At 57.9% G+C, this 15,838-nt stretch carries 17 protein-coding genes; 9 read left to right on the plus strand and 8 right to left on the minus strand.

Features of this window, described 5'->3' with window-relative positions:
• Positions 1–41: 41 nt before the first annotated feature.
• Positions 42–245, minus strand: coding sequence for a putative selenium delivery protein YdfZ (gene ydfZ / locus BWI76_RS13235; protein ID WP_004138983.1), 204 nt, complete (start codon positions 243–245; stop codon positions 42–44).
• A 279-nt stretch (positions 246–524) separates the two neighbouring features.
• On the opposite strand from ydfZ, the gene BWI76_RS13240 reads away from it, so the two are divergent.
• Entirely contained in the window at positions 525–722 is a 198-nt protein-coding gene (locus BWI76_RS13240) for a hypothetical protein (RefSeq protein ID WP_004138981.1), read from the plus strand.
• Between the two features lie 132 nt (positions 723–854).
• Here the strand turns inward: BWI76_RS13240 and BWI76_RS28325 are convergent, their stop codons facing one another.
• Positions 855–1,019 carry a hypothetical protein gene (locus BWI76_RS28325; protein WP_004138979.1) on the minus strand — a complete coding sequence of 55 codons (165 nt, stop codon included), beginning with the start codon at positions 1,017–1,019 and terminating at the stop codon, positions 855–857.
• 21 nt (positions 1,020–1,040) lie between these two features.
• Entirely contained in the window at positions 1,041–1,283 is a 243-nt protein-coding gene (locus BWI76_RS13245; RefSeq protein WP_004120890.1) for a DinI-like family protein, read from the minus strand.
• A 225-nt stretch (positions 1,284–1,508) separates the two neighbouring features.
• Between BWI76_RS13245 and cybB the strand changes: the two genes are divergently transcribed.
• From cybB to BWI76_RS13260, 3 genes are all read left to right on the plus strand, one after another.
• The gene (gene cybB / locus BWI76_RS13250) at positions 1,509–2,036 is read left to right on the plus strand and encodes a cytochrome b561 (RefSeq protein ID WP_004138977.1); all 528 of its coding nucleotides are present in this window, start codon (positions 1,509–1,511) and stop codon (positions 2,034–2,036) included.
• A gap of 169 nt (positions 2,037–2,205) precedes the next feature.
• Entirely contained in the window at positions 2,206–2,481 is a 276-nt protein-coding gene (locus BWI76_RS13255) for a metal/formaldehyde-sensitive transcriptional repressor (RefSeq protein ID WP_004101746.1), read from the plus strand.
• A 22-nt stretch (positions 2,482–2,503) separates the two neighbouring features.
• A complete protein-coding gene (locus BWI76_RS13260) occupies positions 2,504–3,622 on the plus strand; it encodes an S-(hydroxymethyl)glutathione dehydrogenase/class III alcohol dehydrogenase (protein WP_004138974.1) in 1,119 nt (372 codons plus the stop codon).
• A 51-nt stretch (positions 3,623–3,673) separates the two neighbouring features.
• Here the strand turns inward: BWI76_RS13260 and BWI76_RS13265 are convergent, their stop codons facing one another.
• The 5 genes from BWI76_RS13265 to pcaH all read right to left on the minus strand — a co-directional run bounded on the left by BWI76_RS13265 (position 3,674) and on the right by pcaH (position 9,244).
• Positions 3,674–3,952 carry a hypothetical protein gene (locus BWI76_RS13265; protein ID WP_004138973.1) on the minus strand — a complete coding sequence of 93 codons (279 nt, stop codon included), beginning with the start codon at positions 3,950–3,952 and terminating at the stop codon, positions 3,674–3,676.
• 173 nt (positions 3,953–4,125) lie between these two features.
• A complete protein-coding gene (locus BWI76_RS13270) occupies positions 4,126–6,498 on the minus strand; it encodes a glucose/quinate/shikimate family membrane-bound PQQ-dependent dehydrogenase (RefSeq protein WP_024358285.1) in 2,373 nt (790 codons plus the stop codon).
• Positions 6,499–6,790: 292 nt separating this feature from the next.
• Entirely contained in the window at positions 6,791–7,714 is a 924-nt protein-coding gene (locus tag BWI76_RS13280) for a LysR substrate-binding domain-containing protein (protein ID WP_004138972.1), read from the minus strand.
• A gap of 172 nt (positions 7,715–7,886) precedes the next feature.
• The gene (gene pcaG, locus BWI76_RS13285; RefSeq protein WP_004138971.1) at positions 7,887–8,507 is read right to left on the minus strand and encodes a protocatechuate 3,4-dioxygenase subunit alpha; all 621 of its coding nucleotides are present in this window, start codon (positions 8,505–8,507) and stop codon (positions 7,887–7,889) included.
• A complete protein-coding gene (pcaH, locus tag BWI76_RS13290; protein ID WP_004138970.1) occupies positions 8,504–9,244 on the minus strand; it encodes a protocatechuate 3,4-dioxygenase subunit beta in 741 nt (246 codons plus the stop codon). Before pcaH ends, pcaG begins: the two co-directional genes overlap by 4 nt.
• 239 nt (positions 9,245–9,483) lie before the next feature.
• Between pcaH and BWI76_RS13295 the strand changes: the two genes are divergently transcribed.
• The 5 genes from BWI76_RS13295 to rimL all read left to right on the plus strand — a co-directional run bounded on the left by BWI76_RS13295 (position 9,484) and on the right by rimL (position 15,760).
• The gene (locus BWI76_RS13295; protein ID WP_049090336.1) at positions 9,484–10,827 is read left to right on the plus strand and encodes a VOC family protein; all 1,344 of its coding nucleotides are present in this window, start codon (positions 9,484–9,486) and stop codon (positions 10,825–10,827) included.
• A gap of 42 nt (positions 10,828–10,869) precedes the next feature.
• Positions 10,870–12,378 carry a carboxylesterase/lipase family protein gene (locus BWI76_RS13300; protein WP_064371731.1) on the plus strand — a complete coding sequence of 503 codons (1,509 nt, stop codon included), beginning with the start codon at positions 10,870–10,872 and terminating at the stop codon, positions 12,376–12,378.
• A 172-nt stretch (positions 12,379–12,550) separates the two neighbouring features.
• Entirely contained in the window at positions 12,551–13,174 is a 624-nt protein-coding gene (ycaC, locus tag BWI76_RS13305; RefSeq protein ID WP_004138968.1) for an isochorismate family cysteine hydrolase YcaC, read from the plus strand.
• 270 nt (positions 13,175–13,444) lie between these two features.
• The gene (locus BWI76_RS13310) at positions 13,445–15,100 is read left to right on the plus strand and encodes a glucan biosynthesis protein D (protein ID WP_004138966.1); all 1,656 of its coding nucleotides are present in this window, start codon (positions 13,445–13,447) and stop codon (positions 15,098–15,100) included.
• Positions 15,101–15,175: 75 nt separating this feature from the next.
• Entirely contained in the window at positions 15,176–15,760 is a 585-nt protein-coding gene (gene rimL, locus BWI76_RS13315) for a 50S ribosomal protein L7/L12-serine acetyltransferase (RefSeq protein WP_004138964.1), read from the plus strand.
• Positions 15,761–15,838: the final 78 nt, after the last annotated feature.

Genomic DNA, 15,838 nt, shown 5'->3' on the forward strand with positions numbered 1-15,838 from the left:
ATAGTCGGCGTTTGGGCGATGCCGCAGCGGCTGTCGCCTCCTTAGTGGAGGCCAAGGCGGATCAGTTCAACCGGTTCGAACTTCCCTTCAGCCCCTTCAACTTCAACGGTCTTATTACGACGCAGCTGGGCTGGGGTCAAACCCGTAGAATGGATAGCGATAATTTTACCGGTTTTGCCCGTCCCATTAATCATCACCTGGCTGCCGTTGGTAATAGGATTGCGGTTACGATCGTATGTGATCATGGTTTTTTCTCCTTTTCATCATCGTGTCGTCACGCTCCGGGCTGTCCCGGCGCGGCGGTAATACAAATACGCCTCTCAGAGCGTCATTTTGTTGTTTTTGATCAACTTCACACTTTTTAGCGTCCCGCAACAGGCTAACGAGCCGGAGGCTGGCTTTGTCTGACCCGGCATCCGTATGTCCTCTGAAGCCGTTTTCGCTGGCGCCAAAGCCTGCGGATGCTCGGGTTGCAGTCGCGGATGCGGCTGCTAAACTTTTTTCGGGCATAACGGAGCGGAACGATGAAGAACAAAGACGAACAAACGGGGCTGATTGGTCTTGCCATCGGCGCGGCGGTCATTGGTCTGGTTTCTGAGCAGAAGCCTATTAACCGGGAAAGTATTGTCGAAGAACTGGTGAGGTTGGGAAGACAGAAGGGGGACGGCGTCGAGGACGAGATTTTTAAACAGGCGGCGACGCTGGTGCGTAAGGGGTTATGATCCCGCCGGTAAAAAGAACGCTATTTGAAGCCCGGGTATGCGCAAACCCGGGGTTAAACAGGAAGGAAGCGCATCATGAGATACGCGATCGCAACGCATATCAGCGCCATGTACCAAACAAAACTCATTCTGTTACCCGCCCTGTAGCGCCATGCCCGTCACCGCGTTTACCACGGTCGCGGCCAGCAAAACGCCGCCCACGATAGCGCAGGCACGACTTTTCCTGGTTGCCCCCAGCGTCAGCATAACGATCGCTGCGGCGAAGAAGGGGATAGCCATGATGGTGAAGGTATTCATTATTTCCTCGAATGTCGCCCGTTAATCTTCCTGCATCCACATGTCAGCTTCTTCGAACATTTCCTGCACGGCGCGGCTGATCTGCTCTTTCTCGTGCTTGCTGGCGTCGGTATTGATGGAGGCCAGCGTCATCATCGGTTTAACGCGAACGTCGGCATCGGGAAAAATGCGATGCACTCGCTTCGTCAATTCCGTCAGAATGATCTCTTTAGCGCCGGCTAATCCTTCGAAATTTCTCTTGTCATAAATCAGCTCTACGAACATTTTTTATCCCATTAATGGTAATAGCAGACCGTATTGTACTGTGATTATATACAGCGTCAAGGTTGAGGTATAGGTTCCTCGTATTGCCGCGCCGCAGGTAACCCGCTGCTTTTGCTTTATCTGCGCGAAACCGACAATTGTTTTTTTATAAGTACGTAAAAGTTAATGAATTTTTAATAAAAGGTGTTTATGTTGGCGATATCACCGTTTTATTAAGGGTTTCTCATGCGCGATAAATACTCTGGTCTGCAAATAGGCATCCACTGGCTGGTCTTTTTTTTAGTGATTGGCGCTTACGCGGCGATGGAGCTGCGGGGCTTTTTCCCCCGCAGCGCGCGGCCCGTGATTAATATGATCCACGTCTCCTGCGGGATTTCAATTTTTGTTCTGATGGCGGTGCGTCTGTTGGTGCGCCTCAAATCCCCGACGCCGCCGATTGTGCCTAAACCGTCGCCGATGATGACCGGCTTCGCGCATCTTGGGCATCTGGTTATCTATCTGCTGTTTATCGCGCTGCCGGCCATCGGCATGGTCATGATGTACTACCGCGGCAACCCCTGGTTCGCTTTTGGCCTGACCATGCCGCACGCGGCGGAAAGCGACTTTGAGCTGGTGGATACCCTGAAAGCGTGGCATGAGCTGCTGGCCAATACCGGCTACTTTATTATCGGCCTGCACGCGCTGGCGGCGCTGATGCACCACTATTTGTGGAAAGATAACACGCTGCTGCGGATGATGCCGCGCAGGCGTTAAACCTCGATAAACCCGCTTCGGCGGGTTTTTTTGTCTCTTTCTTCGGGATCCTCAACTTCAGCTAAGCGCAAATTCTCGCCGCTATGCTACGGTTAAAGCGGCGAACGCATTTGCCTCACGGCAATAATAAATATAGTATACCCCCCTATATGATATGGAGGGCGTCACCATGCCACATTCACCTGAAGATAAAAAGCGTGCCCTCAGCCGGGTAAGGCGCATTCGTGGCCAGGTTGAAGCGCTCGAGCGGGCGCTGGAATCCGGCGAACCCTGTATGACCATTCTGCAGCAAATCGCCTCAATACGCGGCGCCGCTAACGGCCTGATGGGGGAGATGGTGGAAATTCACCTGCAGGATGAACTGGTTAGCGGCGAAACGACGCCCGATCAGCGCGCCGCCAGAATGGCGGAAGTCGGGCATCTGCTACGATCCTATTTAAAATAAAATCACCACGAGGAAGAGAGATATGAAATCACGTGCAGCCGTCGCGTTTGGCCCGGGCCAGCCGCTTTCAATCGTTGAGATTGACGTCGCGCCGCCGAAAAAAGGCGAAGTACTGGTCAAGATCACCCATACCGGCGTATGCCACACCGATGCCTTTACCCTCTCAGGCGACGATCCGGAAGGCGTTTTCCCGGCGGTGCTGGGCCATGAAGGCGGCGGGATTGTCGTCGAAGTCGGGGAAGGCGTGACCAGCCTGCAGCCGGGCGACCACGTTATTCCTTTGTATACCGCTGAATGCCGCGAATGTAAGTTCTGTAAATCAGGCAAAACCAACCTCTGCCAGGCGGTCCGATCCACCCAGGGTAAGGGCCTGATGCCGGACGGCACCACGCGTTTCTCCTACAACGGCGAACCGATTTATCACTATATGGGCACCAGCACCTTCAGCGAATACACCGTGGTGGCTGAAATTTCGCTGGCGAAAGTGAACCCGCAGGCGCCGCTGGACAAAGTTTGCCTGCTGGGCTGCGGCGTCACGACCGGCATCGGCGCGGTGCACAATACGGCGAAAGTAAAAGAGGGCGATACCGTCGCCGTCTTCGGCCTCGGCGGGATCGGCCTGGCGGTGATCCAGGGGGCGGTACAGGCGAAAGCCGGGCGCATTCTGGCGGTGGATACCAACCCGGAAAAATTCACCCTCGCGAGAGAGATGGGTGCCACCGACTTTATCAACCCGAATGATTACGATAAGCCGGTTCAGGATGTGATTGTTGAACTCACCGACGGCGGCGTCGACTTTAGCTTCGAGTGTATCGGTAACGTCAACGTGATGCGCGCCGCGCTGGAGTGCTGCCACAAAGGCTGGGGCGAAAGCGTGATTATCGGCGTCGCTGGCGCGGGTCAGGAGATTAAAACCCGTCCATTCCAACTGGTGACCGGGCGCGTCTGGCGCGGCTCCGCGTTCGGCGGCGTGAAAGGGCGCACGCAGCTGCCGGGAATGGTAGAAGAGGCGATGGCGGGCAAAATTCGCCTCGACCCGTTTATTACCCACCGCATGCCGCTGGACCGCATCAACGAAGCCTTTGACCTGATGCACGAAGGTAAATCCATTCGTACCGTTATTCATTTCGGCGAGAATTGATTTTCAGGTAATAAATAACCCGGGCGTGCCCGGGTTATCGTTTAAGCGGGATTATTCCCGCCGCAGGTTTTCATAACCATTCTGCCAGCGCCGCTGTTCCCGCCGCTCTCGTTCGCGCTGAATATCCGACTTCTCATCATCCCAGACCGCGCAGTGCGGGCCGCTGAACACCTCGCAGGGCTGCGGGTGAGCGGTGAGCGGAGACGCCGCTTTCTCCTCCCAAATCGCCGGATCGCGCAGGTCCACTTCCGGGGCTTGTAACGCCTGAGCTGAGGCGGCCGCTATCGACATGATGGCGCCTGCGAGCAGGCGGCAGGTTGAACGCTTCATCCATTATCCTTGTTCAGTATTTATTATTGATAACCATTCGCAATAATAACATGACGGAATAAGAATGGCTTGCTGGGGGGGAGATGCGAAGACGATTTTTATATCGCGCTATCGGGCAATGCCCTGGCTACGTACTTTGCCAGCAAAAAGGGCCCCGATTGGGGCCCTGAGGGTTACTTCTGCTCCGGGAGCGCGTAGGCGATGATGTAATCGCCGCGATCCGGCGACTGGCGAGCGCCGCCCGCGTTGATGATGATGTACTGTTTACCGGTTTTCGGCGATACGTAGGTCATCGGCCCGGACTGGCTGCCGACCGGCAGACGCGATTTCCAGATCTCTTTCCCGTTGGCGGTATCAAACGCGCGCAGGTAGAAGTCCTGGGTGCCCGCAAAGAACAGCAGACCGGACTGGGTTGATAACGACGCGCCCAGCGTCGGCATGCCGATAGGGATTGGCATATGCATGCGGATCCCCAGCGGGCCGGTGTCCTCAACGGTGCCTACCGGAACCTGCCACACCAGTTTGCCGGTTTTCAAATCAACCGCTGACAGAGTGCCGAACGGTGGTTTCTGGCATGGAATGCCCAGCGGCGACAGGAAACGCTCGCGCATGGCGCCGAACGGCGTGCCTTCCATCGGCACGATCCCCATTTCGATACCGCTGGCGTCCTTCGCCACTTTGGCGCGCGGCACCATATAGTTGGCGAGGCCAAGGCGCATATCGTTGACGAATATCAGGCTGTTATTCGGGTCAACCGACACGCTGCCCCAGTTCATCCCGCCCAGCGAGCCGGGATACTGCAGCGAACGATCCTCGCCCGGCGGGGTGAAGACGCCCTGGTGGCGCATCTCTTTAAACTGGATGCGGCACAGCAGCAGGTCGACAGGCGTCGCGCCCCACATATCCGACTCGGTCAGCGTCTCGTTGCCAATCATCGGCATACCGACGGAGTAAGGCTGGGTAGGCGAGTAACGCTCGCCTTTAACGTTGCCGGCCGGTACCGGACGTTCTTCGACTTTAGCGACCGGTTCACCGGTGGCGCGGTTAAGCATAAAGATCATGCCCTGCTTACTGGTTTGCACCAGCACCGGCGTGGTGCCGCCTTTACCGTCAGGCAGATCGTACAGCAGCGGCTGGGAAGGCAGGTCGAAGTCCCACAGATCGTGATGGGTGGTCTGATAATGCCAGCGGACCTGGCCGGTCGTGGCGTCAACGGCCACGATGGATGAACTGTATTTATCGTCAAGCGCGGTACGTTCGCCGCCAAAGAAGTCCGGCGTCGCGTTACCGGTCGGCAGATAAATCAGATTCAGCTTCGCGTCGTAGGACATGGCCGACCAGACGTTCGGCGTGCCGCGCGTATAGGTCTGGCCTGCCGGCGGTTCGCCGGTCAGCGCCGGGTTGCCCGGATCCCATGCCCACGCCAGTTTCCCGGTGTGGACGTCATAGGCGCGAACGACGCCCGGAGGCTCGCCGGTGGAGAAGTTATCCGCCACGCGACCGCCAACGACCACGACATTACCCGCCACCAGCGGCGTGGAGGTTTGCTGGTAGTAACCCGCTTTGATCTCGCCCATGCCAATGCTCAGATCAACGATACCGTGGTCGCCAAAGGCGTCGCACAGTTTGCCGTTGTCGGCATCAATAGCGATCAGACGGGCGTCGGTGGTAGGCAGGAACAGGCGACGGGAGCAGGCGGCCGGCTGCGCGTCGGCGGCCGGGGAAACCTGAGCCTGGCTATCTTCGTAATAGCCTAAACCACGGCAGCGCTGCCAGTTGGGGGCGGTGGCTTTTGAATCGTAGCGCCACTTCTCTTTGCCGCTATCGACATCCAGCGCCAGCACTTTACTGTAGGGCGTACAGACGTAAAGCGTATCGCCAATCTGCAGCGGGGTGTTCTGATCTTCCGCGCCGGAGCCATTGCTCTGCGGAATATCGCCGGTATGGGCGATCCAGGCGACCTGCAGCTGGTCGACGTTCTGTTTGTTAATCTGGTCGAGGGCGGCGAAACGGTCGCCGTGGGTGGTGTTGCCCCAGTGCGCCCAGTTTTTCTGCTGCTCGTCCGCGGCGACCGGTTTGACCGGCACCGCTTCGCTGGCGCTGACCAGCGGCTGGGATTTGAACATCCAGGCGAAACTGACCAGCAGCGCCACGGCGATCACCGCAGCCAGGCCAAACGCCGGCCCTTTTTTCGCCGGCTGGCGGGAAAGGAACGGCCAGACCAGCGCGCAAAGGAAGGCCAGGACCCCGAGCGCGAACAGGCGGGAGAATAGCGGCCAGTAGGTCCAGCCCGCGTCGCTAATCGCCCAGACGATCGATGCGACAAACGCAACGGCGTACAGCATGATGCCGCCGCGGCGGCTGCGGAAGATGAGCACCGCGGCGATAACCATCACCAGGCCCATCAGCGCAAAATAGAACGTCCCGCCGACGGAGGCGAGCTTCGCACCAAGAATACCGATAGCCAGACCGATGATCAGCATCAGCCCGGCGAGAAGCCACTGCAGGATCCGGGGGAACCCTCGCGGCGCGTTGTCAGTTGCCATTTTTTCTCCTTAACCACCCCTGAACAGGCGTGAACCAGATGAATCAATTTTTCAAGTGAACTCTTTTGAATGAAGTGATAGTAGCCTTCATAAAAGCGGGATTTTTACTGTTATTGATTTCATGTGAACCATTTGGTGAAATCGCGGATATGATAGATCTGTTAAAGAAATTTACGCAATTGTTAATGAATGATTTCGCACTAATTGATTATTGTGATGAATAATACCGGGCAGCAGCAGGGAAAACGGGCGGATTATCTCTCCCCGACGGGCGAAGCCGGGGAGATCGTGTTCAGACGGGCATGGATTTACGAATGGCGCTGAGCAGGGTTTGCGTACCCGCAGTGAGCGTGGCGTCCACCCGCGTGAGGATCCCTATTGGTTCACCCGCGCCCTGGGTGGGCACCGGTAACGCGGCCAGCATCCCACGACGCAGGTCGTCTTTAACCGCGCCGGAGGGGACAAACCATACGTAGTCGTAGTCGACGGTGAGCTGGCGCGACAGGGAAGCCGACAGCGTCTCGATGCAGCCAGTGGGAATTTTGCAGCCCTGGCTTTGCAGCAGGGTTTCGGCGTTCTGTCGCGGCAGCGTGCCTTTAGGCGAAACCACTACCGGCCACTCCATGACCCGACTCAGCGTGACGGTTTCCTGCAGCAGCGGGTGACCCGGACGAACCACCAGCTTCAGGGATTCGAGAAACAGCAGTTCATAGTTCAACCCGCTCATCAACTCCGGATCGGACATCCGCCCGATGCCGATATCGATTTCTCCCGATTTTAGCCCCGCCAGCAGCATGGTGTTATTCATGGTGGCGACCTGAAGGGTGATATCTTTTTGCTGCTGATGGAATTGGCCGATCACCGAGGGCAGGATCCCCAGCGCGGCGGTGGGGAGCGCTCCGATGCGTACGATATCGCTGTTGAGGCCTTCTTTACGATTGAGCGCCTGACCCGCGGTATTGAGCGCGTCGAGCACTTTAACCGCATGGGTGAGAAACTGTTCGCCGACCAGCGTCAGCTGCGCGCCCAGCCGCCCACGCTCAAACAGCCGCGTGCCGGTGAGCTGCTCCAGTTCGTTCAGCGTTTTGGATAAGGCCGGTTGGCTCAGATTGAGGGTTTCAGCCGCGCGCCCAAGAGTTCCCTGTTGAGCGACGGCCACGAAGGTATGTAGATGGCGCAAGCGAATGCGCTGACTGAAAAGACCATTTTTTTGCATAATCAATGTTAAAAACAGAGGTGTACCGGTGACAAGTAAGGGTGTTTAAAATTGTTAACTTCATAGCAAAATATTATTAACATTTTATATTATTATTTTACAAGTTGATTTTATTGGCATTGCCGTAAAGTACTGCCCCCGGCCAACAGGGGCGGAAAAAGGAAGTGAAAACTCAGATATCGAAGAAGACGGTTTCGTTTTCGCCCTGCAGATAAATATCGAAGCGATAGACGATCTCCGTCCCGCGCACCTCGCGCTGGGCGATGAGGGTCTGGCGGCGCACTTCCCACTCAATCAGATTCAGCACCGGGTCGGCCTGGTTGGCATCCTGTTCGTCGGAGAAGTACATCCGCGTGTTGAGGCCAATATTAATCCCGCGGGCGACCACCCATAAATTGACGTGCGGCGCCATGGTGCGACCATCGCGGCCCACAACGGCCCCGGGTTTAATGGTTTCGAAGCGCCAGACGCCGCTGGTGAAGTCCGAGCAGCTGCGTCCCCAGCCGCGAAACGCCGTATCCAGCTTCTTACCCTGCTGTCGGTCGTCGGGATGGTTATAGCGCCCGGCGGCGTTGGCCTGCCAGATTTCCAGCAGCACATCGCGCACCGGGGTGCCGGAGCCGTCGATGACTCTGCCTTCAATAGTAATGCGTTCGCCCTCGGTGTCGGCCGTCGTCAGCGTCGGGCCAAAGTTTCTCTCAAAGATATGAAAGCCCGCGGCGTCCGGCGCCAGGCCGATATGCACATAAGGACCGGCGGTTTGCGAAGCGGTTTCAGGTAAAAAATCTCTCATCGGGCGGCCCCCTGCGTGCGGTTTTCAAACAGCGTTGCCCGATGACCGCGCAGCACGAGATCAAAACGGTAGGCCAGAGAGTCCAGCGGGACGGCGGCATGGGTATCCAGCTCGGCGATCAGCGTTCTGATGGCATCATCGTTATTGATGGTTTTGACAATAGGGCACTGTTTAATCAGCGGATCGCCCTCGAAATACATCTGGGTGATCAGACGCTGCGCCCAGGCGTCGCCGCAAAGCGAAAAGTGAATATGCGCCGGACGCCAGTCGCTGACCTGGTTGCGCCACGGGTAGGGGCCGGGCTTGATGGTGCGGAAACAATAGTAGCCGTTCTCGTCGGTCAGCACGCGTCCGCAGCCGCCAAAGTTCGGGTCGATAGGCGCCAGATATTGATCTTTCTTATGCCGGTAGCGGCCGCCCGCGTTAGCCTGCCAGACTTCGACCAGCGTATTTTTCATCGGCCGGCCAAACCCATCGCGAACGTAGCCGTGCACGATAATCCGCTCGCCAATCGGCAGGCCGTCTTTGGCGTAGTTGAGGATCAGGTCGTTATCGAGCGCGCCGAGATCGTCGCTGCTGAACACCGGGCCGGTGATCTCCGAAAGTGAATTCTGCAGGGAAATGAGCGCATTGCGCGGCGAGCGCAGTACGCTGGTTTTATAGCCCGGCGCGTAGGCGGGTGGATGGCTACTGTAGTCGCGATGCAGGACCTCGCGCGGTGACCATTTATCATTCATGAGGGGACTCCGTGTTATCGGTAGAGAGGCATGTTGTTGTAATGTCGCCACTTGCAGTGTGTGTAAATGCTTTGTTAATTTAAAGTGAAATTAAAGGGTGTTTAACATAACCGGTGGTTATGAAGTGAGCGGATGAAAAGAAACCGGCCAGCTACCGGCATCACAGTTTGTAAATTCTTCCCGCCGTCTTCAGAGAGCTTTCCTACACTCCAGGGAGAATTCACTGGAGGTAAGACATCATGGCGAACACCATCACGGCTGATGAGATTCGGGAAAGCTTTTCGCAGGCGATGTCGGCGATGTACCAGCAGGAAGTTCCGCAGTACGGGACGCTACTGGAGCTGGTGGCCGACGTTAACCTGGCCATACTGGAGAATAACCCGACGCTGCACGAACAACTGGCCAACGCCGATGAGCTGGCGCGGCTAAACGTTGAACGCCACGGCGCGATCCGCGTCGGTACGGCGGAGGAACTGGCGACCCTGCGTCGCATGTTTGCCATTATGGGCATGTATCCCGTTAGCTATTACGATCTGTCGCAGGCTGGCGTGCCGGTTCACTCCACCGCGTTTCGCCCCATCGATGACGCAGCGCTGGCGCGCAATCCGTTTCGCGTTTTTACCTCGCTCCTGCGTCTTGAGCTGATCGCCGATGAGGCGTTGCGCAAGCGGGCGGCGGAAATTCTTGCCCGGCGCGATATCTTCACGTCGCGCTGTCGCGAACTGATCGCGCTTCATGAACAGAAGGGGGAGTTCACCGCCGCGGAGGCGCGTGAATTTGTGCAGCAGGCGCTGGAAACCTTTCGCTGGCATCGACATGCCACCGTCGATGAGGAAACCTACCACGCGCTGCACGAAGAGCACCGGCTGATTGCCGATGTGGTTTGTTTCCCCGGTTGCCACATTAATCATCTGACGCCGCGCACGCTGGATATCGACCGGGTTCAGGCGCTGATGCCCGAATGCGGTATCGCGCCGAAAGCGTTAATAGAAGGCCCGCCGCGCCGCGATGTGCCGATTTTGCTGCGCCAGACCAGCTTTAAGGCCCTTGAAGAGCCGGTGATGTTTGCCGGGGAGCATCGAGGCACCCATACGGCGCGCTTTGGCGAAATAGAGCAGCGCGGCATCGCCTTGACGCCCAAAGGCCGCGCTCTGTACGACCGACTGCTTAGCGAGGCGGGGGTGGGCAAAGATAATCTTAACCATCAGCGTCATCTGCAGGAGGTGTTTAGCCCGTTCCCGGACAGCGAATTCCTGCTGCGTCAGCAGGGGCTGGCGTACTTTCGCTACCGCCTGACGCCCGCCGGCGAGGCGCACCGCCAGGCCTTTCGTCCGGGCGACGATCCGCAGCCGTTGATTGAGCGCGGCTGGGTTATCGCACAACCGATTATTTATGAAGACTTTTTACCGGTCAGCGCCGCCGGGATTTTTCAGTCTAACCTGGGTAACGAGATACAGGCCCGCAGCCACGGCAACGCCAGCCGCGAGGCCTTTGAGGAGGCGCTGGGCTGTGCGGTTTACGATGAGTTTGCCCTTTATCAGCAGGCGGAAGAGCGCAGTAAACGACGTTGCGGTCTGCTGTAAAATCAGTACTCTGCTGGCATGAGTCGTTAAAGGAAGCAGGCCATGCAGAATCCGTCTACCCCGCTGGTGAAAACCCGGCAGGGCACTCTATCCGGCACCTCGGAAGAGAACATTCATATCTGGCGCGGTATTCCCTATGCCGCGCCGCCCGTCGGCGATCTCCGCTGGCGCGCGCCGCAGCCTGCCGCCCGCTGGCAGGGCGTACGCCGGGCGGAGACTTTCTCGGCCTCCAGCTGGCAGGATATTGAATACTGTCGTGAGCTCGGCGGCGGCGATCCTGGCAGCTTCTCCGAGGATTGCCTTTACCTTAACGTCTGGTCGCCCGCTTCGCGCGCGCAGCCGCTGCCGGTGATGGTCTGGCTGCACGGCGGCGGCTATACCATCGGCGCGGGAAGTTTACCGCCCTATGACGGCAAAGCCTTAGCCTCCCGTGACGTCGTCGTGGTGACCGTCAACTACCGGCTGGGGCACCTGGGCTTTTTTGCCCATCCGGCGCTGGAGGAAGAGGAGGGCGAGCGCATCTATAATTTCGCGCTGCTTGACCAAATTGCCGCCCTGCAATGGGTTCAGGAGAACATTCACGCTTTCGGCGGCGATGCGGCCAACGTCACCCTGTTCGGCGAGTCCGCCGGGGCGCGCAGCGTGCTGTCGCTCATGGTTTCGCCGAAATCCCGGGGACTGTTCCATAAAGCGATTATCCAGAGCGGCTATACCTTGCCGGATCTGCCGCGGGAAAAGGCGCTGGCCAAAGGGCAGCTTATCGCTGAGCACTTCGCTTTACCGCAGGCCAGCGCCGAACAGCTGCGGGCGATTCCGGCAGAGGCGTTCTGGTCGCTAACCGCGCCGCTGACCATCGGCCCGGCGCCGATTGTTGGCGATACCGTGCTGCCCCAGCCGATGCTGGAAACTTTTTTTAGCGGGCGTCAGCATCCGCTGCCGGTGATGATTGGTTCAAACAGCGATGAGGCCAGCGTTATGGCGGTGTTTGGCGTCGATATCGCCGGACAGATTCAGAAGCTTCGCCGCGAACGCCGCTTGGGTCTCGGACTGATTAAACTGCTGTATCCCGGCGTCAAAGGCGATGAAGCGCTGGGGCGCGAAGTCTGCCGCGATATGGCGTTCACCACTCTGGGCTACGTGGTGATGCAGGCGCAGCAGCGGGTAGGACAACCGTGCTGGCGCTACTGGTTTGACTACGTTGCCGAGGCGGAACATCAGACCTATCCGCACGGCGCATGGCACGGGAATGAAGTGGCATACGTTTTTGACAACCTCGATCTTGCCGAGCCGGTACGCCAGTATGCTAACGATCGCGACCGGACCTTTGCCGGCCAGGTCGCCGACTATTGGGCTAACTTCGCCCGCGTGGCCGGTAACGGCTGCCACGATCTCCAGGGGCCGGTGCGCTGGCCCGCCAGCGTGCGCGGTCGGGATCGTTTGTTGCGTATTGGCCTGCGCAAACGCGCTGGTTTTAAGGTGGAAAACCGCTTTATGCGCGCGCGGCTGGCGCTGTTTCGTCGGGTGATGAAGCATCATGTGACCCTGGATTAACGTTGCCTGGAAGATGCCCTGAGCCGCTGCGCGTTCTGTCAGTGGGACGATGCGTCCCACTTTCGGCGGCTAATCCTCAGCCAGTGGTTACACTATGATCGGTGCTGTTAACCCTACATCCGCGGAACCGGGGTTCTGACGGAAAATGTGCTGCTGAAATGAGGATGAAATCATGGCCAAACCGTATGTTCGTCTGGATAAAAATGATGCCGCCGTGCTGCTGGTCGATCACCAGACCGGATTGCTCTCTCTCGTGCGCGATATCGATCCCGATAAATTCAAGAACAACGTCCTTGCCCTTGGCGACCTGGCGAAGTACTTCGCTCTGCCGACCATCTTAACCACCAGCTTCGAGAACGGTCCGAACGGTCCGCTGGTGCCGGAGTTAAAAGCGCAGTTTCCGGATGCGCCCTATATCGCGCGGCCGGGCAATATTAACGCCTGGGATAACGACGATTTTGTGAAGGCGGTGAAAGCGACGGGCAAGAAGCAGCTGATCATCGCCGGGGTGGTGACGGAAGTCTGCGTGGCATTTCCGGCGCTGTCGGCCATCGAAGAGGGCTTTGATGTCTTTGTCGTGACCGACGCTTCCGGTACCTTCAACCCCATTACCCGCGATGCCGCCTGGGATCGTATGTCGCAGGCTGGGGTGCAGCTGATGTCGTGGTTTGGCGTTGCCTGCGAACTACACCGCGACTGGCGGAATGATGTTGAAGGGCTAGGGACGCTGTTCTCTAACCATATCCCGGACTATCGCAACCTGATGACCAGTTTTAACCTTCTGCAGCAAAAATAGTCGCTCTCGCGGTCAGCGTTCGTCTGGCCGCTTCCCTTCAGGTTTCGCTGGCGCTGTATTTCGTATGAAGCGTCGCCGCCTGGCGGAATCATCGCCGCCCTGTGGATATCGGCAATTCGGTCTGGTCCGGTGGACATATTTTTTTCACGCATTTCTGCCGTCAACAATTGGATTATCAATCGTTTTTGTCTAGAGTGAGCGACATTCACGACGCATGGGTTTGTTACGTCGCGTCTCAATTCACATATGAAGAAGGATGCTCTCTCAGGCATGAACCGCAGACGTTTTCTCAAATCCTCCATGGCTGTTGCCGCCGTATGCGGAACGTCAGGAGTCGCCTCTCTATTCTCGAAAGCCGCATTCGCCGAGGACTCAGGAATTGCCGACGGTCAGACCCGTCGCTTTGACTACTCCGTACTCCAGTCGATGGCCCACGATCTTGCGCGTCAGCCCTGGGGCGGCGCGCCGCGCGATCTGCCGCCAACCCTGGCAAACCTGACCCCCCAGGCCTACAACAGCATTCAGTACGACGCTGCGCATTCGCTGTGGAATAATATTGAAGAGCGCAAGCTGGACATTCAGTTCTTCCACGTGGGGATGGGGTTCCGCCGCCGCGTGCGGATGTTCTCCCTGGATTCACAAACCCAGCAGGCGCGGGAAATTCACTTCCGCCCTGAGCTGTTTAAATATAATGACGCCGGCGTCGACACCAAACAGCTGGAAGGCCAGAGCGATCTCGGCTTTGCCGGATTCCGCGTATTTAAAGCGCCGGAGCTGGCGCGTCGCGATATCGTCGCCTTCCTCGGCGCGAGCTATTTCCGCGCGGTGGACAGCACGTATCAATACGGACTGTCAGCCCGCGGCCTGGCGATCGATACCTTTACTGATACGCCGGAAGAGTTCCCTGACTTCACCTCTTTATGGTTTGAGACCGTTAAACCGGGGGCGACGGTATTTACCGTCTATGCGCTGCTCGACAGCCCAAGCGTCACCGGCGCCTATAAGTTCGTCGTGAACTGTCAGGAGACGCAGGTGATTATGGATGTGGAAAACCACATCTACGCGCGTAAAGACATCAAACAACTGGGCATCGCGCCGATGACCAGTATGTTCAGCTGCGGCAATAACGAACGGCGGATGTGCGACACTATCCATCCGCAGATCCACGACTCCGACCGCCTGTCGATGTGGCTGGGCAACGGCGAATGGGTGTGCCGTCCGCTGAACAACCCGCAGAAGCTGCAGTTCAACGCTTTCCAGGATAAAAATCCGCGCGGTTTTGGCCTGCTGCAGCTGGACCGCGACTTCTCCCACTATCAGGACATTATGGGCTGGTATAACAAACGCCCAAGCCTGTGGGTGGAGCCGCGCAACCAGTGGGGCAAAGGGGCCGTCAACCTGATGGAGATCCCGACGACCGGCGAAACGCTGGACAATATCGTGTGCTTCTGGCAGCCGGAGAAACCGGTGAAGGCCGGGGATGAACTGGACTTCCGCTATCGTCTCTACTGGAGCGCGCAGCCGCCGGTCCGTTCGCCGCTGGCGCGGGTGCTGGCGACGCGTACCGGCATGGGCGGTTTCCCTGAAGGCTGGGCGCCGGGTGAGCATTACCCGGATAAATGGACCCGTCGTTTTGCCATTGATTTTGTCGGCGGAGACCTGAAGGCCGCTGCGCCAAGAGGCATCGAGCCGGTGATTACCCTGTCGAGCGGCGAAGCTAAACAGATAGAGATTCTCTACGTGGAACCGTTTGATGGCTATCGTATCCAGTTTGACTGGTACCCGACCTCTGATTCGACCGACCCCGTCGAGATGCGCATGTTCCTGCGCTGTCAGGGGGAGGCGATCAGCGAAACCTGGCTGTATCAGTACTTCCCGCCAGCGCCGGATAAACGCAACTATGTCGATGACCGGGTCATGAAGTAATAGCCCGTCACTCCGCCCGCCGAGGTGACTCTGCGGGCGTTTCTCTTTTTATCAGACGATTAATCAGAGTGCGCCATGTCTGCCGAAAATACCGCTTCGATCGAACGCATTCCCGTCACCGCATCGCTCTCTCTGCGCGCGGTGGATGAGCGCTACGTGACGGAACTGCACCAATTGGTGATGAAAAACCAGCGCTGGCTCCAGCAATCGCTGAGCTGGCCCGCTGACGTGAGTCACGAAGACGAAACCCGCCGCCACGTGCAGGGCAACGTGATGCTGCACCAGCGCGGCTACGCCAAAATGTTTTTGCTCTTTCTGCAGGAAGAGATCGTCGGCGTGCTGTCGTTTAACCAGATTGAGCCGATCAATAAGACCGCCTACATCGGCTACTGGATTGATGAGAGCCATCAGGGGCAGGGGCTGCTCTCTCAGGCGCTACAGGCGCTGATGGACTCTTTTGCCCGCAGCGGGACGGTCCGACGCTTCGTCATTAAATGTCGGGTAGCAAACCAGAGAAGCAATCAGGTCGCCCTGCGTAACGGTTTCACCCTCGAAGGGTGTCTGAAGCAGGCCGAGTATCTGAACGGTTCGTATGATGACCAGAATATCTACGGGCGCATTATTGATTGTCGCTCTGAGCAGTTCCCGGGTCGCGGCTGACGCCTTACCCGGGCTACAGGCCGTCCGGACATGCAGCCCGGGCAAGGCGCGTTGAGCGCCGCCCCCGGGAACCAGAGC

This window comes from Klebsiella sp. M5al (assembly GCF_002090195.1).
GTDB lineage: Bacteria > Pseudomonadota > Gammaproteobacteria > Enterobacterales > Enterobacteriaceae > Klebsiella > Klebsiella grimontii.